We start from the raw sequence: 21,704 nt of genomic DNA on the forward strand, positions 1-21,704 counted from the left end.
CGTGCATTCAGGCACGGTGCGCTAAGAACGGTCGGAGCGCTTGCCCTTATCGCTCATGCCTCACCCTAACGGCGAGCTCCGATGGAGCCGCAATTTCGTCCGACGGCTAGCTCGCCACGAGCGCGGCAGTCCCCGAGGCCGCCGCGAAGTACGGTTGGTCGGTGCGTTCGTGATCAATGGGTTCGAGGTGGGTGACGCCCGTTGCATATGCGACGACGCCGGCAAGACTGCCGGTGCGTTGGTGGGCTTGCCGTTGCCGCGCGGCTCCCGTGCCTTGGCTGAGGATCCTTTGCAGTCCCTCGTTGGCGTAGTGTGCGTCCCCGGTCCCTTCGAGGGCATCGCGGACGTGGGAGTGGAGTGCGGCAAGGACGTGCCTTGCTGTGGCCGGCTTGTGCGTTCTCGGGTGGAGCAGCTCGCCGTGCAGGCCGAACCGGCTGGCCCGCCACGTGGCTTGGCGCAGGACGGGGACAGAAACCATGTCCGGACGCTGTCCGGATTTCCATTCCCTGGCGGCTGTATCCACCAAGGCACGCACCAAGGCCGCGATCAGCAGGGCATCCCGGGCATCAAGGCAAACATCCGAGACACGGATCTCGACCGTAGGGTGCCGGGCAGACAGGCGAGCGTCGAAATCCGGGCTCACGATCACTCCCGTTGCCGACAGGTCGGCCACCAAAGTGTGGTAGGCCGCGGCAGATCCGAAGACATCGGTGGGACCGGCACTGGACCATCGGTTCCAAGCTTGGGTCCGGAAACTGGCGTAACCACTGTCGGACCCATTCCAGAACGGTGAATTCGTGCTCAGTGCAGTCAGCACCGGCAGCCAGGACCTGATCCGGTCCAGCACTGCCACGCCTTCCTCATCCGAGTCAACGGAAACATGGACGTGGTATCCGCAGGTCAGCTGCTCTCTGGCAGTCATAGCGAACTTTTCCAGGAGGGCGTCGTAGCGCTCGGTGTTTGTTGCATGCGGAGCGATCGCCAGCGGCGACGTCGCGAGGGCTGCAATTCTCGCGCCCGCCCTTCGGGCCAGCGAATCTGCGTAAGAGCGTCCGGCACGTATTTCAGCGCCGAGGGCACTCAGGCTGCTGTGCGGGGAGGTGATGACTTCGATTTGCTCCTGCTGAAGCTCGATCGCCAACGTCGGGCCGAAAGGAGGAGCCACCCCCTGGGGACCGGCACCATGAAGGCGCACGATATCGCCGGCGAGGGGCACGGGACTGCCGTTGTCAGGATCTACGATCAGGAATTCTTCTTCAACACCAAAAGTACGCACTTGCCAAGTGTGGGCCACAAAAGCTATGCCCCACGACCACAAGTCGCAGGACCTCTGGCATCAAACGTCTCTGGTCAGTTCCGAGACGGGCAACTGCTGCTAGCTGGCCGGCGTCACGACGTCTTCAAGGACTGACCTGTCGAAGAATCGGATCTCGCCGGTCGCTTGGAAAAACACGGGAACTACCGATGTGTTCGCGTCCTTCGAGGTTTCGTAGATCTCCGGCGCGCTGCCGTGTTTTCGGGCGATGGTTCCTACCAACTCGGTGCCGCGAACCCTGACGGTTCGATACTTGTAGCTCATGTGGACCCCTCTCGTCAGCCACAGCAAACGCTACTCCTGTGAAGCGCAAAGACCAGCTGGGCAGCTGCGTGGAGCTTGATTATCCTGCGTCGCAGAGCAAGTGGTACCAACTGTCGGCGAGCTCCCGGGCGCCCAGTACGCTCCCGACATCTCGATGGACCGGGCGGAGATCTTCGAGGCCCTGGCTGCGAAACTCACGGAGTTCCGTGGGTTCGGCGGGCAAACGATCGTCGACAGCACCGGCATGTTCCACGGCCGCGACCTCAAACTCTACGAGGCACTCTCCCGCTCCACCGGCGTCCACATCGTGGCCTCCACGGGCTTGGGCCCGGAGGAAGAACTCGGCGGGTACTTCCTGACGCCACAGACCAACCCGCCCACCCCGTGGCCGGCCGAAAAGTTCGCCGATCTCTTCGGGAGGGAGGTCAGCGAGGGGATGGTGGCTCCCCGGCTTGAACGCCGCGCCGCCGCGGGCATCGTGGCCGCCATCGCCGACCGTGCCGGGCTGACCCCCACCGAGGAAAGCCTGTTCCGCGGCTCCGCCCGCGCCGCCAGGGACACAGGTATTCCGGTCTCCATCCGCTTCGGCGCCGACGCCTTGCACGACTTGGACATCGTCCTGGATGAGCAGATCGGGGCCGAGCGGGTGCTTGTCGGTGACCTGGACCGCAAGGACGCCGCCGGAACGGCCATTGAGGTGGCCCGCCGCGGAGCATTCGTCGGCATCGACCACGTGGGCTTGAACGACCATCCGGGCTACCTCAGCGACCAGGAACGCACTGCACTGGTACTCGAACTCGTCAGCGCCGGCCACGCCGGCAAGATCATCCTCTCGGGCAACTCAATCGGAGTGGCCAAGGGCCTCCCGGAGTACGAGCTGCCCTACAGCCACGTGGTGGCCACGTTCGTGCCCCACCTCAAGACCCAGGGCCTGAGTGACGAAGACGCCCAACGCATCCTCGTGGACAATCCGCGCAATCTCCTGACCGTGCGCTCAGCACCCGCCCACCCGCAACAAGCTTGAGAACCCCTGAGGTGAACGAATGACCAAGGTCAATACAGTGCTGGGAACCATTCCGGCCGAAGAACTGGAAATCGTGGCGGTCCACGAACACATCGGGTACGGCATGCCCGGGTCCGAACTCGACAGCAAATGGTGGAAGACCCCGGAACAGGCCTATGAAGAAACCGTGCCGAAGTTGCGAAAGTTCCGCGAATACGGCGGCGGCACGTTAGTGGACGCCACGGGTATCTGCAACGGCCGTGACGTCGACTACTACAAGTCCCTGTCCCGGAAGACCGGGGTGCACATTGTGGCCTGCACCGGGTTCGTCGGCGGCGACACCGCCCTGCCGCATTTCTCCCGCGCCACCGTGGACTACCTCGCGAAAGTGTTCATCCACGAGATCACCGTGGGCATCGGAAACACCGGCGCCAAAGCCGGCGTGATCAAGGTGGGCGTGAGCCGCGGTGGACGAATGACAGAGCTGGACAAACGAATCTACCGGTCCGCGGCCCGCGCCGCCGTCGTCACCGGTGCGCCAATACTGACCCACCTGGCCATCGATCCAGAGCCGGCGGTTTCCATCTTCAACGAAGAGGGCCTCTCCCTGGACCGCGTGCTCTTCGGCCACGCCGACGACGGATTGAACGCTCCGATCACCCCGCATGACTGGATCTACGAGCAGGGCGGCCGAATCGGCTTCGATACCTTCGGCTACGACCTCGAACTTCCGGATCCCCCGTTTTGGGGCCGCAAGCGCGCCGAACGCATGCAGCACTTCGTGACCCTCGTGAAAAAGGGCTACGCAGACAAGCTGCTCGTTTCGGTGGACGCGAATTGCAGCCCGCTGGGCTGGCCGGGGGTCAAGGGCCACACCATCAACTACATCTTCGAGGACATGATCCCCGACATGCGCGCCGCGGGAATCGACGACGCCACTCTCAAACTTCTGCTCGAAGACAACCCGGCCGGCTTCCTGTCGCTGGACGCCTGACTTCCGGACGGGCACCACAATCTACCCGCTTCTCCAGACTTGGTCCCAGGCCAAGGAAGAGTCAAGAAAGTGATCCAAACAATGAAGGCTGAAGACATCAAGAACCTCAACATCGCCATCGTCGGCGCAGGGTATGGGGGCGCAGCTGCGGCCAAAGCCCTGAGCCTGCTCGGTGCGAACGTCAACGTGTACGAGCAAGCGTCGCAGATGCGGGAGGTTGGCGCCGGCATTGGATTACGTCCCGCCACCATGGACCGTTTCAGCAGGTGGGGGATCTTCGATGCTATCGCCAAGGTCAGTTCGCCGAGCGACTACTTCGAGATCCTCACGGCCAGCGGAACACCGATCTTGAAGGACACATGGCCGGAGTTCGGCGAGCAGGCCCACACCTACCTCATCCACCGGGGCGACTTCATCGAGGCCTTGCTCGGCGTGCTCCCGAAGGGAATGGTGCACCTGGGCCACAAGCTCGAGAAGATCGAGGAAATGGACGGCCGTTCCGTGCTGAGCTTCACGAACGGCAATACCGTCGAGGCAGACCTCGTGGTGGGTGCCGACGGCATCAAATCCGTGGTCCGCGAGCAGCTCTTCAGCGACAAAGGCCCCGTGTTCTCGGGAGAACACGCTTACCGTGTGGTCATTTCCGCCGACGACGCCCACGGCCTGGTGGTTGACGACAACCTACGGATGTACATCGGCAAGGGCACCAAGGTCTACCTGTTGCCGCTTCGCCACCGGAACCAGGTGTCCTTCGACATTACTGCCCTGAACCCGGACGGTACCTGGGCGCCGAAGGTGAGCAAGGAAAGCCTCCTGGAAACCGTCAGCGGATTCGACGAGCGCATCGTGAACATCACAAGGGGCCTCGACATGAACACGGTCAATGTCCGCGCCGTCTACGACATCGACCCGGTCGACTCGTGGCACACCGACTCCGTGGTGCTCATGGGCGACGCGGCGCACTCCATGTTGCACCACCAGGGACAAGGCGCAAACTCGGCCATTGAGGACGCAGGTGCACTCGCCGACGCGCTCACCCAGGCCGCCACGGTCAAGGAGGCGCTGGCCCTGTTCCAGGCAACCCGCAAGCCGGTGACGGATGAGCTGCAGCGCATCTCCCGTCAAGGCTGGAGCGAGGAAGAGGTCAACGATGTCTTCCCGGGTCAGAAGCCCACGTCGCAAAAGCCCGCCAGCGCGCCCGTAACAGCAGAAGCGAGGGCATGAACGCCATGGCCATCCATCCGGAAATCGCCAAGGTCCTGGCCACTTTGCCGGCACCCGATGGTTCGCCCTTGGACCCTCGAGCCATGCGCGCCGGCGAGGCAGCCCAGGTCCCGCCGCTGGCGGAGCGGCTACCGCTGTACTCGGTGGACGACGCCACGGCTGTCACGTCGTCGGGCGAAGTGCCGGTGCGGATCTATACGCCGATGGAGGCCGACTCCTATGGCCTGCTGGTGTACTTCCACGGCGGCGCCTTCTTCCTGGGCAGCCTGGACACCCACGACTACGTGGCACGCGCCCTGGCGAAGGAAACCGGACACAAGGTCATCTCGGTTGGCTACCGTTTGGCTCCCGAGGCCGTGTTCCCTGCAGGGCTTGACGACTGCTACGGCGTGGTCCGCTGGGCGGCCGGGAAGGGCGGAAACCTGAAGTGGGACGGGAAGAACCTCGCCGTCGCAGGTGATAGCTCTGGAGGCAACTTCGTTGCCGCCGTCGCCGCGAAAGCCCTCGACGACGGGTTCAACCGGATCACCCACCAGGTCCTGTTCTACCCGTCGCTGGACCTGGATTTCGACGTCGAGCGTTACCCCTCACTGCGCGAAAACGCCGAAGGGTACGGGCTGGAGACGGCGGGCCTCAAACCCTTCAACTCGTTCTACCTTGAGAACGGGGCCGACCCTGCAGACCCCCGTGTCTCCCCCGTCAAGCGGGAAGATCTCGCCGGGCTGCCGGCAGCGCTGGTCATCACCGCCGAGCATGATCCCCTCCGGGACGAGGGCGAACTCTATGGCCGGCGCTTGGCGGAGGCCGGCGTCGAGACAAAAGTGACCCGCTACCCCGGCGCCAATCATGGTTTTGTCCAGCACTTCTCCTGGATACCGGAGCTGTACCGGGCATTCGAGGAGACGGGCGAATTCCTGAACGCGAGGACCGGCCAATGACGAAGCCGCTTGCTGTACATCCCCTCGTCTCCCCGTGGGGCCGCTCCGGCCTCTACAGCTTCTTCATCGACACCGCTGAACCGGCCATCGTCGACACCGGGATCGCGTCCTCCCCCGCCGACGGCATGGTGCCGGCACTGGAGGCAATCGGACGCCGGATCGAAGACGTCCGCTGGATCCTGCTGACCCATGGACACATCGACCACATTGGCGGCGCCTACGCCCTGTGGGAGCTCACCGGACGGCGCGCCCAAGTGGTCATTCATGAGGCCGACGCACCGTTCTTGCGCTCGCGCCGGGCCCATGTGGACGAATACCTTTCCGGGCGGGCGCAGTGTCTGCAGGATCCCGACGGCGAGGCGAAGCTCACCGCGGCCACGAATGCCGTGATCTCGGGCGAGATGGAGCCGACGCTGTTGGTGCGGGGAGGCGAGAGCATCCCGCTGGGCGGCGGCGCCACGGTTTCGGTCCATTGGCTTCCGGGCCATACCCCGGGGTCGGTGGCCTACGTCCTCGACGGGCAGAATGACGTGTTCGTCGGCGACGCGGTCCAAATCCACGGCGCGGCAAACGGCTTTCCGGGGTTCGTGGACCCGGCCGCCTACCGCTCGAGCCTTGAGTACCTGCGCGATGAGGTCCGTCCACGGCACTTGTACCTGGGGCACCCGTACCGCCGCAGGGACGGCACGCCCTACGGCGTCGAGCTCGACGCCGGACAAGCCAGAGAAGCGCTCCAAGGGAGCCTGGACATCGAGGCCCGTGTCAGCAAAGCGGCCTACGGCTGCATAGCATCCGGCCTGCAGGATACGGACTCGCCCTACTCCCCCTTCACCCCCGTGGCAAAGGAGCTTGGATACGACGGGGACCCCACGCTGGAGCCCTCCCCGTTCTTCACCACCCTGCAGGGGTACCGCACGTCGCTGGACCATTTGATCGAAGATGAGGAGACCACCACTCATGGATGACTTTCAGTTGCTGAATGCCAGCGGGCAATCCATAGCTGTCCGCAAGGACCTTCGGGTCTCGATGCGGGACGGCGTCGAGCTCGCCGCGGACGCCTACCACGGCCCCGAAAACAAGCCGCGCCCGGCATTGGTGGCACTCAGCCCGTACGGCAAGGAGCTGCAGGCCCTTGCCCTCACCACTCCCCCGCAGCGGCGTCCCAGCCCCATGTGGGACGGCTGCATCGAGGCCGGGGACATCGCCAGGATCGTCAAGGAGGACTACGTCCATGTCATCGGCGACCTCCGAGGCTCGGGCTTCTCGGGCGGCGAGCACATCGGCAACTACAACGCCGGCGGTGTGTCGCTTGGCCAGGACGCCTACGACTTCATCGAATGGGTCGCCGCGCAGCCATGGTGCGACGGGAACGTCGGCATGGTGGGCATCTCCTACTTCGGTTCGATGCAGGTTCTGGCCGCCGCCGAGCGTCCGCCGCACCTCAAGGCGATCTTCGTCTCCGGCGGCCATTACGACTTCTATGAAACGACGTACCACGGCGGCATCATGTGGTTCATGCCGCGTGCCGCCCGCGAAGGACGCGGAGGGGACTCGGGCTGGGCGTTCACCGACAACGTGAAGTCCCGCATGATCGAGAAGCATTCTCCAGGGGAACTCAAGAAGCTCGTCGCCGAGCGCCTCGAGGATCCGGACATCGCGGCCTGGCCGAACCTGGTCCATGTACTGAACTACCCCAAGAACCACGAGGCCTGGTTCGACATCGTCATGAACGAACTGGACGGTGAATGGTACGAAGAACGCAACCCCATCACGCTGGCCCCGAACATCGACATCCCGGTCTGGCTGCAGCTCGACCAAGGCCGCGGGTGGACCCTTGACGGCACCATCGAGTTGTACAACGCACTCAAGGGCCCGAAAAAACTGACCATCGGCCCCTACCCGCCCATGCAATCACGCCCCTTCATCGAGGAGCACGACAAAATGTTCCGGTGGTATGACTACTGGATCAAAGGCATCGACAACGGGGTCATGGACGAGCCGCCCGTCAGCGTCTTCGTGGAGGGCTCGCGCGAAGTGGTGACCGCCGGGCAGTGGCCCCCGAAGGACATCGAGTACAAGTCCCTCTATCTCCGGCCGCGCCACAAGCTGTCGGAAGAGCCGGAGCCCATGGGTGCGGAGTACGCCGCCCCCGACGGTTTCTACCAGGCCCCGCTAACGGTGACAGATAAGGTGGAGATCCTCTCGTGGAGCACCCAGCCGTTCGAGCAGGATTCTGAACTCATCGGCGCCGGCGCGGCCCACATCTTCGCGGAAATCGACCAGATCGACACAAACTTCATCCTGCGCCTCTGGGACACCGCGCCGAACGGGAAACGCCAGCTGATCACCACCGGCTACCTCAAGGCATCGCACCGTGAACTGCACGAACGGACTACCGAGGGCAACCCCTACCACCCGCACACCCGATCAGTGCCGGTGGAGCCCGGGACGATCGAGGAGTACGTACTGCGCCTCTACCCGTTCGCCAACACGTTCAAGGCAGGTCATCGCCTCACGGTTGAACTGTCCAACGATGAGCCGCTGGCCGACGAGCACAACGCACTACTCCCGCCTGACGCCTTCCACTTGCCGGTAGGCCGCCCCGTCACGCACAAGATCTACCGCGACGCCACCCACCAGTCGCGGCTCGTCTTGCCGTTCACGACGGTGGCCGGCTAAGCGCACCGGGTTGTCGGACCGCTTGACTAAGCTTCGCGTCCCCGGACGCTCGCTCACTTTTAGGGTGCTTTCCGTCGACGCTCGCTCACATGATGTGAGCAAGCGTCCCGGAATTTGACGACATATCAGAGCGAGCGTCGTGGAATTTGACCGTATAAGCGAGCGGGCGTCCAGGAAGCGGCACCTAGGCCGACCAGGCAAAGGGAGCCGAGAAGGAGTTCTTTCCGGCGTTGTCCCAGGTCATCCCGAACACGTCCACGCGGGCCGTGCTGGCTGTGCCCGCGGCCAAGGTGTCCGCCGGGAATCCTACCCCGCTGACTTTCACTCCCAGCCCTGTGGCATCCATCGGAGACACGAAGTCCTCAACGGCCAAGTCGACGGCACTGCCGACGCGGACCTGGTGCGAACGACCGTCTTCGGTGTAGGCGATTTCCAGGGATTCCATTCCCGCCATTTCACCGATCAGGGGTGTGAGGCCCTCCATCGGTCCGCCGAGCTGGCCACCGAAAACAGCGCCGAGCGCTTCGGCTTGCTCGGGTGAGGCGGCGGCGTCCATCAGCACGCCGAGTTTCCATCCCCCGTCGCTCATGAGGGCAGGCGTATCGGCGACGACGCAGACCGTCAGGCCACCGACGTCGACGCCGTTTACCTCACCTGTGTCCACATGAAAGGCCAGGGCCACGTTGCATCGATCGTTATCCGCCGGTGCGGTCAGCCCTGAAGTGGAACACGGGCAGACCATGTCGCAGTTGCAATTCTCAAAATACGTACCCTCGACGTGCCACGACATCTGGGGCTCCTTTCGGCGAGGCATCCCCAGAAAAAAGTCTCCTCGCGGCCCGGAACAGTGTCAACGCTCTCCGGATCGCTCACGGGTCCATGGGTCGTACCTCGATAGGCCACAGCCTGGCCTCTCCGAACTTGCCGGCGATCTCCACAGCCCTTGCCATGTCCACGCAGTCAACCACGTAGTAGCCGGCCACGATTTCCTTCGTCTCGATGAACGGGCCGTCCGTCACCGTAGGCCCGCTGCCGTTGTTTCTCACGAACTTCGCTTCTTCACCGAGTTCATGAGCCTCCACAAATTCTCCGGAGGCCCTGAGTTCCTGCTGCAAGGAGGTGTGCGCCTCCATGATCGCGTCGATCTCGGACTCTGGAAGGGCGTTCCAGGCGTCGAAATTGTTTTGAATCAGCAAGAGATGTTTCATTTTTTCTCCTTGACGGCGGATGTCGCATTGCTATTCGGCGTGGATTCAGATGAGGACGAGGACGCAGAACCAGTCTCCGCCAGGCGTTTGCCAAGGTAGCGGCGTTCCGCCTCGGATGGTGCGAGTTCGCGGGCCCGCTGGTATTCGTCCCTCGCCTCCGACCTTCGGCCGAGCCGCCTCAGGAGGTCCGCTTTCGCGGCGGGCAGAAGGTAGTACCCCTCGAGCGAGCGGGATCGGTCCAGTTGCTCGATGAGGGCCAGCCCGGCCTCCGGACCTTGGGACATTGCGACGGCGACAGCGCGGTTGAGTTCGACAACCGGCGACGGCGCAATCTGCGCAAGGGAGTCGTACAGCAAGGCCACCCGGGCGAAGTCTGTACTTCCTGGGGTGCGGGCGGTCATATGGCATGCCGCAATAGCGGCCTGGACACGGTAGCTCCCTGGCCGGGATCGGTGTGAAATGCCAAGCCGTTCGGCAGCGGCAAGGAGCGCAACGGCCTCGGCAACCTCAGCGTGGTCCCACGATTCGCGGTCCTGCTCCTCCAACGTCACCAAGTCTCCCGCCGCGTCCGTTCGAGAGCTTCGCCGGGCATGGTGGAACAGCATGAGCGCGAGGAGGCCCATGGCCTCCGGTTCCTGCTGTGAACCGGCAAGCAACGAAACGAGCAAGCGGTTGAGGCGAATCGCTTCCCGCGCAAGGGACTCCCGGATCAAGGAATCGCCGCCCGTGGCGGAATAGCCTTCGTTGAACATGAGATAGAGCACCGCCAGGACCCCGGACGTGCGTTCGGCTCTCAGCTCCGGGGGCGGTACCCGATACGGGATTCCTGCGTCACGTATCTTGGCCCGTGCGCGGACCAGCCGCTTTGACATGGTTGCCTCCGAGACGAGGAACGCACGCGCAATCTCACCCGTCGTCAGCCCTGCGACGGTACGCAGCGTCAACGCAACCCTTGCGTCGAGCGGGAGGGCAGGGTGGCAACAGGTGAAGATCAGCCGCAGCCGGTCGTCTTCCGCACCCGGATCATTGCTGCCCCCATCCCCCAGGCCTTCGAGTTGGGCGATGATCGCGAGTTCACGGACAGCCCTCTTTTCGCTGGCCGCACTCCGCATGCGATCGATCGCCCTGTTCCTCGCCACTGTGGTCAGCCAAGCCCCGGGGTTCCGCGGAACGCCGTGCTCCGGCCAGTCGACCAATGCCTTTGCGAACGCGTCCTGGACGCAATCCTCCGCCAGGCTCCAGTCTCCCGTCACCCGGATGAGGGTTGCGGTGATCCGGGCGTTCTCCTCGGCGGAGGCAGCCTCGACGGCGGTCCGGGCATCCGTCAGTTCTCTCGCCATTTCATCTCCCCGCTCAAGACGCCGGACGCCGGGCGAACCGCTACAGCCCCAGCGGCCACACTGGCCTGATCTCGATCTTGCCGAATCGTGCCATGGGATGCTTGGACGCCACCTCGATGGCCTCATCGAGATCGGCACACGCGATGACGTCGTAGCCCGCGATCCACTCCTTCGTCTCCGCAAACGGCCCGTCCGAGACAACCACTTCGCCCGCCCGCACCGTGACGGTGGTGGCGTCCTCGACGGGACGCAGCCGGTCACCGTGACGGGTTACGCCGCGGGCTTCCATCTCGGCCACCCATTCAACGATATTGTCCTCGGCGGCGACATATTCCGGCGCTGCCGGGTCGTTGCAAATGAAAAGCATGTACTCCACGATGACTCCTTCTTCTCGGGTTGATACACCATGACGACGGGCGGGACGTCGCGAAAAGGACACTGCCTGGGAAATTCTTTTTTCGGGTCAAAATGGCTGTGATCTTGCCCCTTGACTATGTTGACACCCACAATGACGCGGGCAAGACTGATCATAGGTCCGCGTCCTACGAGGTGCAGGACGTCTGGCCCCTAAGGGGTGGACAATGCAGATTCCGGGTCCATTTGATTATGAGCGCGCGAGCGACGTCGCAAACGCGCTGTCCCTCCTCGAACGCCACGGTCCCGAGTCGCGCATCATCGCCGGCGGGCACAGCTTGCTGCCGATGATGAAGCTGCGCCTGGCGCGGCCGGAGTGGCTGATCGACATCAACGACCTGACGGAACTGGAATTCATCCGCAGGGAAGGCGAGCAGTTGCGTGTGGGCGCGTTAACCCGCCACACAGCGCTCCTCGAGTCAGCCGAAGTCGCCGAGCTCTTTCCGATATTCCGCGACGCCGAGCAGGTGATCGCGGACCCTGTGGTCCGCAACCGTGGAACGATCGGCGGCTCGCTCTGCCAAGCGGATCCGGCCGAAGACCTGTCTACCGTTTGCGATGTCCTGCGCGCCGAGGCCGTGATCCGCGGGTCCGACGGCGAACGGATCGTCGCGATGTCGGATTTCCACCGCGGCCCTTACGAAACCGCCGTGGCGCAAAACGAACTGTTGTACGAAGTCCGCTTCACGATCCGCCTGCGCTCGGGCAGCGCCTATGAAAAAGTGGAGCGCCGGGTGGGTGACTGGGCAGTCGTCGCGGCCGGGGCCGCCGTCGGGCTTTCCGCAGACGGCACGGTAGAGGAGGCCGCCATCGGGCTGACGGCGGTCGGGCTGGACGGCACTATCCCCGAGGCCGAAGCCGTGCTCCGCGGACAGCAGCCGCAGGAAGACCTGTTCGCCGAGGCTGCCCGCATCGCAGCAGCCGCTTGCCACCCGGTGGACGACCAGCGCGGGCCAGTCGACTACAAACGGCACTTGGCCGATGAACTCACCCGCAGGGTCCTGCGCCGTGCTTGTGCACGCGCGGCAGGCGCACAGGAAGGCTGAAAGCAATGCAGGTCAGCATGACGGTCAACGGGGACAAGGTGACCCGGGAGATCGAACCCCGCGTGTTGCTGGTCCACTTCATCCGCGAAAACCTTGGATTGACCGGCACGCACTGGGGATGCGACACGAGCAACTGCGGAACCTGCGTGGTCCTGATGGACGGACAACCGGTGAAATCATGCACCGTGCTGGCAGCCATGGCCGACGGGCACGACATTCGGACCGTCGAGGGACTGGCCGTCAATGGCACGCTCGATCCGGTGCAGCAGGGGTTCATGGAGGAGCACGGCCTGCAATGCGGATTCTGCACTCCAGGCATGATGCTCACGGCCAGGGCCCTGCTGGACCGCAACCCGCATCCCGACGACGGCGAGATCCGCCAAGCCATTTCCGGCCAGATTTGCCGGTGCACCGGTTACGCGACGATCGTCCGCTCGGTGAAGTGGGCCGCAGCCCACCCGCCCGGTTGGGACGCTGAGACGGACGCCCAGGCGGACGACGGCGGTGCCGGAGGGACCATCGAAGAAGAGGTGACGGCATGACCACAGTCCAGGAGCATGCACCCAACCCGGCGGCCGGAGACCCGGGCCGCCCGATCGGGTTCGGCCGCCTCCAGCGCAAGGAGGACCCGCGGTTCGTCCGCGGCAAGGGCAATTACCTCGACGACATTGTGCTGCCCGGCATGTTGCATGGGGCCATTCTGCGCGCTCCCGTTGCGCATGCCCGACTGGTTTCCATAGACACGTCCGAAGCATTGGCGCATCCCGGGGTCCTCGCCGTCATCACCGGCAAGGACCTGCAGGCCCTCAACCTCGCGTGGGCGCCCACCCTGTCCGCGGACGTCCAGGCAGTCCTCGTCACGGACAAGGTCCGCTTCCAGGGCCAGGAAGTCGCCTTCGTGGTCGCGGAGGACCGCTACGCCGCCCGGGACGCCTTGGAGCTGATCGACGTCGAATACGACATGTTGCCTCCGGTGATTGATGCCCGCCGCGCCCTCGATCCCGGCGCGCCGGTCATCCGCGACGATATCGAGGGCCGGACGGACAACCGGATCTTCGATTGGGAGATCGGCGATGCGGCCGAAACCGAGGCGGTGTTCGCCGCTGCCGACGTCGTCGTCGCCCAGGAGGTTGTGTACCCCCGAGTGCACCCGGCGCCCATGGAAACCTGCGGCGCCGTGGCGGACTTCGATCCGATCGACGGCAGGCTGACCCTCTACGAAACGACCCAGGCCCCGCATGCCCACCGGACGCTGTATGCGATAGTCGCCGGCATTCCGGAGCACAAGATCCGGATCGTCTCCCCCGATATCGGCGGGGGCTTCGGCAACAAGGTGGGCATCTATCCCGGCTATGTCCTGGCCGTCGTCGGCTCGATTGTCACCGGCAAGCCCGTGAAATGGGTGGAGGACCGCTCGGAGAACCTGATGTCCACGTCGTTCGCCCGCGACTACATCATGCAGGGCGAGATCGCAGCCACCAAGGAAGGCAAGATCCTGGCAGTCCGGACCAACGTGCTGGCAGACCACGGTGCATTCAATGCAACCGCGCAGCCCACCAAGACCCCGGCCGGCTTCTTCTCCATCTTCACCGGGAGCTACGACCTGAAGGCGGCCTACTGCAAGGTCACTGGTGTCTACACCAACAAGGCCCCCGGTGGCGTCGCCTATGCCTGTTCCTTCCGCGTGACGGAAGCGGTCTACCTCGTGGAGCGCATGGTGGACATCCTGGCCCGGAAACTCGAGATGGATCCGGCAGAGCTCCGGCTGAAGAATTTCATCAAACCCGAGCAGTTCCCCTACGCCAACAAGACCGGCTGGATCTACGACTCCGGCAACTACGAGCCTGCCATGCGGCTGTCCATGCAAATGGCCGGGTACGAGGATCTCCGGCGCGAGCAACTCGAAAAGCGGGAGCGCGGCGAGCTGATGGGCATCGGCGTGTCGTTCTTCACTGAGACCGTCGGCGCCGGGCCCCGTAAGCATTTTGACATCGTGGGACTCGGCATGGCCGACGGCGCGGAACTCCGCGTCCATCCCACCGGCAAGGCCGTCGTCAGGATCTCGGTGCAAAGCCAGGGGCAGGGCCACGAAACCACGTTCGCCCAGATCGTGGCGGAGGAACTCGGCATCCCGCCTGAGAGCATCGACGTCGTCCACGGCGACACTGATCAGACCCCCTTCGGCCTGGGCACCTACGGGAGCCGCTCGACGCCGGTCAGCGGCGGCGCGGTAGCGCTGGTGGCGCGGAAGGTACGGGACAAGGCGAGGTTCATTGCCGCTGCGATGCTTGAGACCCGGCCCGAGGACCTCGAGTGGGAAAAGGGCCGCTGGTTCGTCAAGGGCGATCCAAGCGCCGGCAAGACGATCGCCGAGATCGCCTTCGGCGCCCACGGCACGGTGGCCCTCCCGGAGGGCATCGACGGTAACCTCGACGCGGAGGTGACGTATGACCCTCCCAACCTGACGTTCCCGTTCGGCGCCTATATCTGCGTGGTGGACGTCGACGCCGGTACCGGCCACGTCAAGGTCCGTCGCTTCATCGCGGTGGACGATTGCGGGACCCGGATCAATCCGATGATCATCGAAGGCCAGGTCCACGGCGGGCTGACCGACGGCGTCGGGATGGCGCTCATGGAAATCATCGCGTTCGACGAGGAGGGCAACTGCCTCAGCGGCTCGTTCATGGACTACCTCATCCCGACGGCGATGGAAGTCCCCGACTGGGAGACCGGGTTCACCGTCACGCCATCGCCGCACCACCCCATCGGCGCCAAAGGCATCGGTGAATCCGCCACGGTCGGGTCCCCGCCGGCCATCGTCAATGCGATCGTGGATGCCTTGACGCCATATGGAGTGACCCACATGGATATGCCGTGCACGCCGGCCCGGGTGTGGGAGGCCATGCAGGGCCGGGCCAGGCCACCGGTGTGACATGCCGCTGCACGGAGAAGCCTTGGCCGCTAAGGTGCAGGAACTTGTGGAGCGCCGGGAACCGTTTGTGCGTGCCACGGTGGTCCGCGCGCAGCACCCCACCAGCGCCCACGCCGGGGACACCGCCCTGGTGCTGGCCAACGGGGACATCGACGGGTTCCTGGGTGGCACGTGCGTCGAGGCGTCCGTGCGCGAATACGGCCTGCAGACGCTTTCCAAGCACGAACCCCTGTTGCTGCGCGTCGTCCCCGGTGAACCGTCCCGCACCCGCGAGGAGGGCGCCGTCGAGGTTTCAAACCCCTGCCTCAGCGGCGGCGCCGTGGAGATCTTCCTCGAGCCGCAAATGCCCGCTCCCCGGGTGGTGGTGGTCGGCGGGACCCCCGTGGCACAAGCGTTGGGTGCCTTGGGTGCCATCCTCGACCTGGACATGGAACTCAGCGACGGAGCCACGGCGGAACCGCGGGCCGACGACGCCGCCCTCATCGTCGCGTCGCAGGGCCGGGACGAGGAACCCGCATTGGAGGCCGCGCTCCGGCTAGGGGTGCCGTACGTCGCCCTTGTCGCAAGCCGCACGCGCGGCGCCGCCGTCCTGGCCTCGCTCGACGTCGACGACGGCCAGCGTGCGCGCGTGCACAGCCCGGCGGGGCTGCTGCTGGGCGGCCGGACTCCTGCCGAGATCGCGCTGTCGATCTTGGCCGAGCTAGTGTCCGTGCGCCACCTCGGCCGGACTGTGGACACGACGACTCCGGAGGCTGCGACCGTAGAGGCTGCGACGGCGGATCCGGTGCCGGCGAGCGCCGAACCTGCGAGCGCCGTGGATCCCGTCTGCGGCATGAGCGTCGCGGCCGTGGAGTCCACGCTGCACGCCGAATATGCCGGAACGACGTACTACTTCTGTTCCCCTGGATGCAGGAGGGCCTTCCTCGCCGATCCGGAACGATATGCCGCGTCCTGAGCCCCGGACCTCCGGGCCGGTGAGGGCAGGCGCGGAAGACGAGGTGCGGCGTCTTGTCCCGGACGTTTCCGCGCTCACGTCCGCGCTCGACGACGGCGACTATCTTGCCGACGTCGGACTGGCGACCGCACTGTTCCTGTCCGTCCGCTTGCCGCAACCCATCCTGCTGGAGGGTGAGGCCGGCGTCGGGAAGACCGAGGCGGCGAAGGCACTGGCGAAGGTGCTCGACACTCCCCTGTATCGCTTGCAGTGCTACGAGGGCATCGACGTGGGCGAGGCGCTCTACGAGTGGAACCATCAACGCCAGCTCCTGGGCATCCGATTGGCGGAAGTCCGGGACGTCCGTATGGAGGAGGCCGACCTCTTCGGGGAACAGTACCTGCTGCGTCGCCCGCTACTGAAGGCGATCGAGCATCCGGGCCCGCGTCCCGCCGTCCTGCTACTGGATGAGATCGACCGGGCCGACGCGGAGTTCGAGGCCTTCACCTTCGAGCTGCTGGCCGAAGCCGCCGTGACTATTCCTGAGCTGGGCACTATCCGCGCCACGCACCCGCCCGTCGTCGTCCTGACCTCCAACCGGACCAGGGACCTGCACGACGCATTGACCCGGCGCTGCCTGTACCACTGGATTGACTACCCCCGGCCGGAGCGGATCGCCGCGATTGTTCGCCGTAGGGTGCCTGGGAGCGCCGAGCCACTCGCCCTGGATGCCGCAGCTGCCATCACCAGGCTGCGATCCTTGGACTTGGCCAAACCTCCGGGGATCGCGGAGGCAATCGACTGGGTGTCCGCCCTCACTGTGCTTGGCGTCGACCGGCTGGATCCGGTTGCGGTGAATCAGACCTGGGGTTCGGTCCTGAAGAATCGCGATGACCTGGACCTTGCGTGGGCCCGCGGCCCGGGATGGGTGGCGGGCGGCAATGCCTGAGTACGCGCCGAGTGATGGCCTGGCGGGCGTCGATGCGGCGGCTTTGGCGGTGGGGTTCAGCATGGCCCTGCGCCGTGCAGGGATGCCGAGTTCCCCGGACCGTGCGGGCTGGCTGGCCCAGGCGCTCCGGATCGTTCCTCCTACTGCGCGTGAGCCGCTGTACTGGACCTGCCGGGTGGCGCTCGTCTCCTCGCATGAGCAACTGCCGGCATTCGATGCCGTCTTTTCGGCGGCATTTGACGGGATGCTCGATCCGGCAGACACCCGCGGTGATGCCAACAGTCCTCCAGCAATCGGCGCGGCGGAGCACGCCCGGGCCGCTGTAAGCGAGCGACGCCTGGCACGTGCCGACGGCCACGTCCCGGCGTCGCGGGCACCCCTCGCCGTCCCCGGCGTAGGGAACGACGACGAATCCAACGCACCCGGGTTCGAGGCCATCCTGGCCATGGCCTCCGCTGACGAGCACCTGCATGCGAAGTCGTTCGCCGAGCTCACCCCCGAAGAAACTGCCCAGGTGCGCCAGCTGGTGCGGCGCATCGTGCTGGCAACCCCTGAGCGCCGCAGCCGTCGGACACGCCAATGGGCCCACAACGGTGCGAAGCTCGACCTCCGGCGCACCATCCGCGCGGCCCGGCGCACCGGCGGCGACGCAAGCTCCTTGGTCTACTCCCGCCGTCGCGCGCGTCCGCGCCGCTTGGTGTTCCTGTGCGATATATCCGGGTCCATGGAACCGTATACACAGGTCTTCCTGTCCCTGGTTCAGGGAGCGGTGGCCGGTGCCCAAGCCGAGGCGTTTGTGTTTTCCACCCGGCTGACCAGGCTGACCCGGCAGCTTTCGAACCGGAATGCCGACGAGGCCCTGGCCCTCGGAGCCGCAGCCGCCCCGGACTGGGCGGGTGGCACCAGGCTGGCGGAGAGCCTCCGGCATTTCGTCGACGGCCATGGACGCCGCGGGCTGGCACGGGGCGCGGTGGTTGTGGTGCTCTCCGACGGTTGGGCCCAGGACGCGCCGGAATTGGTGGAAGCCCAGATGGCGCGGTTGCGACGCCTTGCGTACCGGATCGTCTGGGTTAATCCGAGGAAGGCTGGCACCGGCTACCAACCTTTGGCAGGCGGGATGGCCGCTGCGCTGCCCTATTGTGACGCCTTCGTGAGCGGGCACAACTACGCCGCTTTGACGGAAGCGGCCGCCGCGATTCGCGCCGAGCGGCCGCGCCCGTCGCGCCCGTCTCGAGTGGCGGCTGTGCAACCCGCCAGCACGGGGAGGAAGAAGCATGAATGAAACGGCCATCGAGCTCGTAGGTGTGACCAAGCGTTTCGGTTCCCTCACCGCCGTCCACGATCTCAGCCTGCAGGTGGAGCGCGGGGAGATTTTCGGCCTTCTGGGGCCCAACGGCTCAGGCAAAACGACCATCATCAACATGATCAGCGGCCTCAGCCGCCCAAGTTCCGGCCATGTCAAGGTGCTGGGCATCGATCTGCTGAAGGATCCACGCGGGATCCGGCGCTCGCTCGGGACCGTACCGCAGGAGAACGCCCTGTACGAGGAACTCACGGCCGAGGCCAACCTGCGGTTCCACGCCGATCTCTTCGACGTGCCCAGGCATGGTCTTGAGCGGAAGATCACCGCGCTCCTCGAGTTGGCGCAATTGGAGGAGCGCCGGAAGAGCCGCGTCGCCACGTTCTCCGGCGGCATGAAGCGAAGGCTGGCATTGGTCCGGGCCATGCTCCACGAACCGGAGTTGCTCTACTTCGACGAACCGACCCTCGGCGTCGATGTGCAGAGCAGGCATGCCCTCTGGGACCGGATCCTCGAACTTAAGGACCGCGGTACCACGGTGCTCATCACCAGCAACTACCTTGAGGAAGCGAACGCCCTGTGCGATCGCCTGGCCATCATCGACCGCGGACGGCTCGTGGCGCTCGATTCGCCGTCGAAGCTGCGGCGCAGCTTCGGTGACACGGTGGTCGAAATGCGCACCCATCCGGCGCCTGGGGAAGACATCGTTCAAAAGGTCCTCGCGCTCCCCGGCGTTGTCTCGGCAGTTACATCCGACGGCTCGCTGAAGGTCACTGTGGAAGGCGGTTCCGATGTCACCGGCAGGGTGGTGACCGCCGTCGTCGATTCCACGAGCCTTGAGGAGATCCAGAGCCGCGAGCCGAGCCTCGACGAGGTTTTCCTCAGCCTGACAGGCAAGGAGCTCCGGGAATGAGCCTCCGCCATGACCTCCGCGTGATACGGGCCGTGGCGGCGACGGACATCCGCCTCACCCTCCGGGAGCCGCTCTTCGCGATCATCGGCGTCCTCATCCCGATCAACTTCCTGCTGCTCTTCCTCCTCTTTGCGATCAGCGGGGGCCAGGCACCGATCGCCGTCGTGATGAACGACCACGGACCGCTCGCGCAACGCTTCGTCCAGGCCATGGACGGCTCGCATTCGTTCATCATCCACACCGCAACCCCCGCCGAAGCGGAGAGCGAGATCCACTCCGGCAGCATCGTCGCCGTCGTCACCGTGCCGCAAGAGTTCGACGCCGCACTTGCCGCCCGAGCGCGGATCGAGATTCCCGTGGAAGTCAACAACTTGAACGTCGACTTCACCAACGACATCCGCCGGGCCGTGCCGCTGTCCATCACGTCCTTCTACGCGGACGCCTTCCCGGACCAAGTAGTAGTGACCGCCCGCGAATCCGACGTCCATGCCCAGGACACCGGCTACATTCCGTACCTCGCCGTGAGCATCATGGTTGCCGGCCTGATGCTCGCGTCCCAACTACAAGGCAGCGTCAATACCGCGAGGGACTACGAGCTCGGGACCATCAAGGAACTCGCGCTGGCGCCTGTGAGCCGTTTGACCATCGGGGTAGGCAAGGTACTGGGAGCCGCGGTCCTCGCGGCGGCGTCCGCGCTGCTGCTACTCGCCGTCGTGGTCCTGTTTATCGGAGTCCATCCGCTCCATCCCCTCGAAGTATTGGGCTTCGGACTCCTGATACTGGCAGCGTTCCTCGCCCTCGGCGTCCTCGTCGGGACGCTGGTCCGCCGGAGGCAGCAGGCAATCCCCTTGTCCATCGCGGCCGTTCTTCCCCTGTTTTTCTTGAGTGGACCGTTCGGGCCGGCGAACTGGCTGGGTGCCATCCCGGGCGGGATCGCCGCGATATCGCCCCTCACGTATGCCATCGCCGCTTTGCAGCACGCCTTCCACGGCTACCAGACGGCTCCGCAGGGCCTGACTGTCGACGCGATCGTGCTGGCGGGCTTCACCGTGGTGGCCGTAGGGTTCGCGGCCTTCGTGTTCAGCCGGCGGGGGGCGAGGCACTGATGGCGTCCGGGCGTGCCGTGCTCGCTATTGCGGCGAAAGACATCCTGACCTGGTTCCGCACGCCGTCGGCGATTCTGGCCAGCCTGCTGCCGCCCGTCGCGTTCCTGCTGATCATCTTCGTAGTGGCCGGCGCGGTCGGCCGGAACCCGGTCGCCCTGGTGGTCGAGGACAGCGGGCCGCAAGCGCAGAGACTCGTCTCGATCCTTGAGAACTCGGACGCCTTCCGCGTCCAGCGGGCAACTCCCTCTGAAGCCACCCAGCTGCTGGACACCCTTCATGTTGCGGCGGTCATTACCGTGCCCGCCACGTTCGACGACGACTACCGGGCACAGCGGTCCGACCCCGTCAGCGTGCAGATCAACAACCTGAACCTCGACTTCACCAACGATCTGCGCCGTTCAGTGCCAGCCGCTATTACGAATTTTTATGCCGGCCAGCCGGACACTCCGATCATGGTCGGCGTGTCCGAATCGGACCTGAGGCCGCACGACGTCGACCTGGTCCAGTTCCAGCTCGTGCCGATCCTCGTGCTCCTTCTCACGATCATGGGGATCGTCAACGGCGGGTTGGCCGCGGCCCGCGAGTTCGAAGACCTGACCATCAAGGCGCTGTTGCTCTCGCCGATTGGCCGCGGGACACTGATTGCCGGCAAAATCCTGGCGTGCTGGGTAACGACAATGCTCGTGGCGGCGGTGGTGCTGGCCTTGTCGTTCGCCTTTGGGGTGCTCCGGCCTGCCGGCTGGTATTGGTTGCCGGCTCTGGCCGCGATCGGATTGATCGCGGTGGCGGCCGCGGGGCTTGGGACCGCTTTGGGAGGCGCGCTGCGACGCTTTTCAGCCGTTGCCGGGGCAGGCATCAACCTCTCCATCTACCTGTTTTTCCTCAGCGGAGGAATCAGTGTTGCAGCCTTCCTGCCGGATTGGATCCAGGCCATAGCGCATTTCACACCAACGTTTTATGGCGTGGATGCCTTGGAGGCCGCGATCTTCTACCAATCGACCGACAACCTCGGCCGCGACCTGGCGGTACTGCTGGCTACGGCCGCCGTCGGACTCGTCTTGGGGACGGTGTCCCTCCGGCGGCGGCTCGTCGATTATTAGGCTCCGGTGGCTGCCTCAGTTCCCTTGACCTAGGTGTGCGAAACG

At 65.1% G+C, this 21,704-nt stretch carries 21 protein-coding genes; 15 read left to right on the forward strand and 6 right to left on the reverse strand.

Annotation, left to right across the window (positions count from 1 at the left end; all coding sequences use genetic code 11):
• Positions 1 to 106: 106 nt before the first annotated feature.
• Positions 107 to 1,276: a carboxylate-amine ligase gene (locus VLA65_RS08655; RefSeq protein WP_332602247.1), complete on the reverse strand. Its 1,170-nt coding sequence runs from the start codon at positions 1,274 to 1,276 to the stop codon at positions 107 to 109.
• Positions 1,277 to 1,375: 99 nt separating this feature from the next.
• Positions 1,376 to 1,579 (reverse strand): hypothetical protein, encoded by a 204-nt coding sequence (locus VLA65_RS08660; RefSeq protein ID WP_059389943.1) that lies wholly within the window; start codon positions 1,577 to 1,579, stop codon positions 1,376 to 1,378.
• 100 nt (positions 1,580 to 1,679) lie between these two features.
• On the opposite strand from VLA65_RS08660, the gene VLA65_RS08665 reads away from it, so the two are divergent.
• The 6 genes from VLA65_RS08665 to VLA65_RS08690 all read left to right on the forward strand — a co-directional run bounded on the left by VLA65_RS08665 (position 1,680) and on the right by VLA65_RS08690 (position 8,417).
• Complete coding sequence (locus tag VLA65_RS08665; protein WP_332602248.1) at positions 1,680 to 2,603, forward strand: phosphotriesterase; 924 nt, start codon at positions 1,680 to 1,682, stop codon at positions 2,601 to 2,603.
• A gap of 19 nt (positions 2,604 to 2,622) precedes the next feature.
• A complete protein-coding gene (locus VLA65_RS08670; RefSeq protein ID WP_332602249.1) occupies positions 2,623 to 3,576 on the forward strand; it encodes a phosphotriesterase family protein in 954 nt (317 codons plus the stop codon).
• 69 nt (positions 3,577 to 3,645) lie between these two features.
• Complete coding sequence (locus tag VLA65_RS08675) at positions 3,646 to 4,800, forward strand: FAD-dependent oxidoreductase (RefSeq protein ID WP_332602250.1); 1,155 nt, start codon at positions 3,646 to 3,648, stop codon at positions 4,798 to 4,800.
• Complete coding sequence (locus VLA65_RS08680; RefSeq protein ID WP_332602251.1) at positions 4,797 to 5,738, forward strand: alpha/beta hydrolase; 942 nt, start codon at positions 4,797 to 4,799, stop codon at positions 5,736 to 5,738. The genes VLA65_RS08675 and VLA65_RS08680 overlap by 4 nt, the downstream gene beginning before the upstream one ends.
• Positions 5,735 to 6,703: an MBL fold metallo-hydrolase gene (locus tag VLA65_RS08685; RefSeq protein ID WP_332602252.1), complete on the forward strand. Its 969-nt coding sequence runs from the start codon at positions 5,735 to 5,737 to the stop codon at positions 6,701 to 6,703. Before VLA65_RS08680 ends, VLA65_RS08685 begins: the two co-directional genes overlap by 4 nt.
• Positions 6,696 to 8,417, forward strand: coding sequence for a CocE/NonD family hydrolase (locus VLA65_RS08690; RefSeq protein ID WP_332602253.1), 1,722 nt, complete (start codon positions 6,696 to 6,698; stop codon positions 8,415 to 8,417). The genes VLA65_RS08685 and VLA65_RS08690 overlap by 8 nt, the downstream gene beginning before the upstream one ends.
• A gap of 184 nt (positions 8,418 to 8,601) precedes the next feature.
• On the opposite strand, the gene VLA65_RS08695 is transcribed toward VLA65_RS08690, so the two are convergent.
• The 4 genes from VLA65_RS08695 to VLA65_RS08710 form a co-directional block, all read right to left on the reverse strand.
• Complete coding sequence (locus VLA65_RS08695) at positions 8,602 to 9,207, reverse strand: DUF1326 domain-containing protein (RefSeq protein ID WP_284989115.1); 606 nt, start codon at positions 9,205 to 9,207, stop codon at positions 8,602 to 8,604.
• 79 nt (positions 9,208 to 9,286) lie between these two features.
• Positions 9,287 to 9,625 (reverse strand): YciI family protein, encoded by a 339-nt coding sequence (locus VLA65_RS08700; RefSeq protein WP_059389936.1) that lies wholly within the window; start codon positions 9,623 to 9,625, stop codon positions 9,287 to 9,289.
• Positions 9,622 to 10,965, reverse strand: a complete 1,344-nt coding sequence (locus VLA65_RS08705) for an RNA polymerase sigma factor (protein WP_332602254.1) — start codon at positions 10,963 to 10,965, stop codon at positions 9,622 to 9,624. The genes VLA65_RS08700 and VLA65_RS08705 overlap by 4 nt, the downstream gene beginning before the upstream one ends.
• Before the next feature lie 40 nt (positions 10,966 to 11,005).
• Positions 11,006 to 11,332 carry a YciI family protein gene (locus tag VLA65_RS08710; RefSeq protein ID WP_113990748.1) on the reverse strand — a complete coding sequence of 109 codons (327 nt, stop codon included), beginning with the start codon at positions 11,330 to 11,332 and terminating at the stop codon, positions 11,006 to 11,008.
• 214 nt (positions 11,333 to 11,546) lie between these two features.
• Here VLA65_RS08710 and VLA65_RS08715 point away from each other — a divergent pair, with 214 nt between their 5' ends.
• The 9 genes from VLA65_RS08715 to VLA65_RS08755 are packed head-to-tail and all read left to right on the forward strand — an operon-like array spanning position 11,547 to position 21,659.
• A complete protein-coding gene (locus VLA65_RS08715) occupies positions 11,547 to 12,425 on the forward strand; it encodes an FAD binding domain-containing protein (protein ID WP_332602255.1) in 879 nt (292 codons plus the stop codon).
• A 5-nt stretch (positions 12,426 to 12,430) separates the two neighbouring features.
• Positions 12,431 to 12,967 carry a (2Fe-2S)-binding protein gene (locus VLA65_RS08720; RefSeq protein WP_284989119.1) on the forward strand — a complete coding sequence of 179 codons (537 nt, stop codon included), beginning with the start codon at positions 12,431 to 12,433 and terminating at the stop codon, positions 12,965 to 12,967.
• Positions 12,964 to 15,357 (forward strand): aerobic carbon-monoxide dehydrogenase large subunit, encoded by a 2,394-nt coding sequence (locus tag VLA65_RS08725; protein ID WP_307053794.1) that lies wholly within the window; start codon positions 12,964 to 12,966, stop codon positions 15,355 to 15,357. Before VLA65_RS08720 ends, VLA65_RS08725 begins: the two co-directional genes overlap by 4 nt.
• 1 nt (position 15,358) lies before the next feature.
• Positions 15,359 to 16,312, forward strand: a complete 954-nt coding sequence (locus VLA65_RS08730; protein ID WP_332602256.1) for an XdhC family protein — start codon at positions 15,359 to 15,361, stop codon at positions 16,310 to 16,312.
• Complete coding sequence (locus tag VLA65_RS08735) at positions 16,299 to 17,240, forward strand: AAA family ATPase (protein WP_284989122.1); 942 nt, start codon at positions 16,299 to 16,301, stop codon at positions 17,238 to 17,240. Before VLA65_RS08730 ends, VLA65_RS08735 begins: the two co-directional genes overlap by 14 nt.
• Positions 17,233 to 18,522 (forward strand): vWA domain-containing protein, encoded by a 1,290-nt coding sequence (locus VLA65_RS08740; RefSeq protein WP_332602257.1) that lies wholly within the window; start codon positions 17,233 to 17,235, stop codon positions 18,520 to 18,522. Before VLA65_RS08735 ends, VLA65_RS08740 begins: the two co-directional genes overlap by 8 nt.
• Positions 18,515 to 19,453 (forward strand): ABC transporter ATP-binding protein, encoded by a 939-nt coding sequence (locus tag VLA65_RS08745; RefSeq protein WP_332602258.1) that lies wholly within the window; start codon positions 18,515 to 18,517, stop codon positions 19,451 to 19,453. The genes VLA65_RS08740 and VLA65_RS08745 overlap by 8 nt, the downstream gene beginning before the upstream one ends.
• The gene (locus tag VLA65_RS08750) at positions 19,450 to 20,559 is read left to right on the forward strand and encodes an ABC transporter permease (protein WP_307053790.1); all 1,110 of its coding nucleotides are present in this window, start codon (positions 19,450 to 19,452) and stop codon (positions 20,557 to 20,559) included. Before VLA65_RS08745 ends, VLA65_RS08750 begins: the two co-directional genes overlap by 4 nt.
• Positions 20,559 to 21,659, forward strand: coding sequence for an ABC transporter permease (locus tag VLA65_RS08755; protein WP_332602259.1), 1,101 nt, complete (start codon positions 20,559 to 20,561; stop codon positions 21,657 to 21,659). The genes VLA65_RS08750 and VLA65_RS08755 overlap by 1 nt, the downstream gene beginning before the upstream one ends.
• Positions 21,660 to 21,704 lie beyond the last annotated feature (45 nt).

The sequence above is a fragment of the Arthrobacter sp. S2(2024) genome (assembly GCF_036662515.1).
Classification (GTDB): Bacteria; Actinomycetota; Actinomycetes; order Actinomycetales; family Micrococcaceae; genus Arthrobacter.

Coding starts and splice junctions, on each gene's coding strand:
- VLA65_RS08670 (WP_332602249.1), top strand. CDS start 2,623: ATGACCAAGGTCAATACAGTGCTGGGAACCATTCCGGCCGAAGAACTG.
- VLA65_RS08730 (WP_332602256.1), top strand. CDS start 15,359: ATGCCGCTGCACGGAGAAGCCTTGGCCGCTAAGGTGCAGGAACTTGTG.
- VLA65_RS08720 (WP_284989119.1), top strand. CDS start 12,431: ATGCAGGTCAGCATGACGGTCAACGGGGACAAGGTGACCCGGGAGATC.
- VLA65_RS08725 (WP_307053794.1), top strand. CDS start 12,964: ATGACCACAGTCCAGGAGCATGCACCCAACCCGGCGGCCGGAGACCCG.
- VLA65_RS08740 (WP_332602257.1), top strand. CDS start 17,233: ATGCCTGAGTACGCGCCGAGTGATGGCCTGGCGGGCGTCGATGCGGCG.
- VLA65_RS08660 (WP_059389943.1), bottom strand. CDS start 1,579: ATGAGCTACAAGTATCGAACCGTCAGGGTTCGCGGCACCGAGTTGGTA.
- VLA65_RS08715 (WP_332602255.1), top strand. CDS start 11,547: ATGCAGATTCCGGGTCCATTTGATTATGAGCGCGCGAGCGACGTCGCA.
- VLA65_RS08735 (WP_284989122.1), top strand. CDS start 16,299: ATGCCGCGTCCTGAGCCCCGGACCTCCGGGCCGGTGAGGGCAGGCGCG.
- VLA65_RS08755 (WP_332602259.1), top strand. CDS start 20,559: ATGGCGTCCGGGCGTGCCGTGCTCGCTATTGCGGCGAAAGACATCCTG.
- VLA65_RS08700 (WP_059389936.1), bottom strand. CDS start 9,625: ATGAAACATCTCTTGCTGATTCAAAACAATTTCGACGCCTGGAACGCC.
- VLA65_RS08710 (WP_113990748.1), bottom strand. CDS start 11,332: ATGCTTTTCATTTGCAACGACCCGGCAGCGCCGGAATATGTCGCCGCC.
- VLA65_RS08695 (WP_284989115.1), bottom strand. CDS start 9,207: ATGTCGTGGCACGTCGAGGGTACGTATTTTGAGAATTGCAACTGCGAC.
- VLA65_RS08690 (WP_332602253.1), top strand. CDS start 6,696: ATGGATGACTTTCAGTTGCTGAATGCCAGCGGGCAATCCATAGCTGTC.
- VLA65_RS08685 (WP_332602252.1), top strand. CDS start 5,735: ATGACGAAGCCGCTTGCTGTACATCCCCTCGTCTCCCCGTGGGGCCGC.
- VLA65_RS08680 (WP_332602251.1), top strand. CDS start 4,797: ATGAACGCCATGGCCATCCATCCGGAAATCGCCAAGGTCCTGGCCACT.
- VLA65_RS08745 (WP_332602258.1), top strand. CDS start 18,515: ATGAATGAAACGGCCATCGAGCTCGTAGGTGTGACCAAGCGTTTCGGT.
- VLA65_RS08705 (WP_332602254.1), bottom strand. CDS start 10,965: ATGGCGAGAGAACTGACGGATGCCCGGACCGCCGTCGAGGCTGCCTCC.
- VLA65_RS08750 (WP_307053790.1), top strand. CDS start 19,450: ATGAGCCTCCGCCATGACCTCCGCGTGATACGGGCCGTGGCGGCGACG.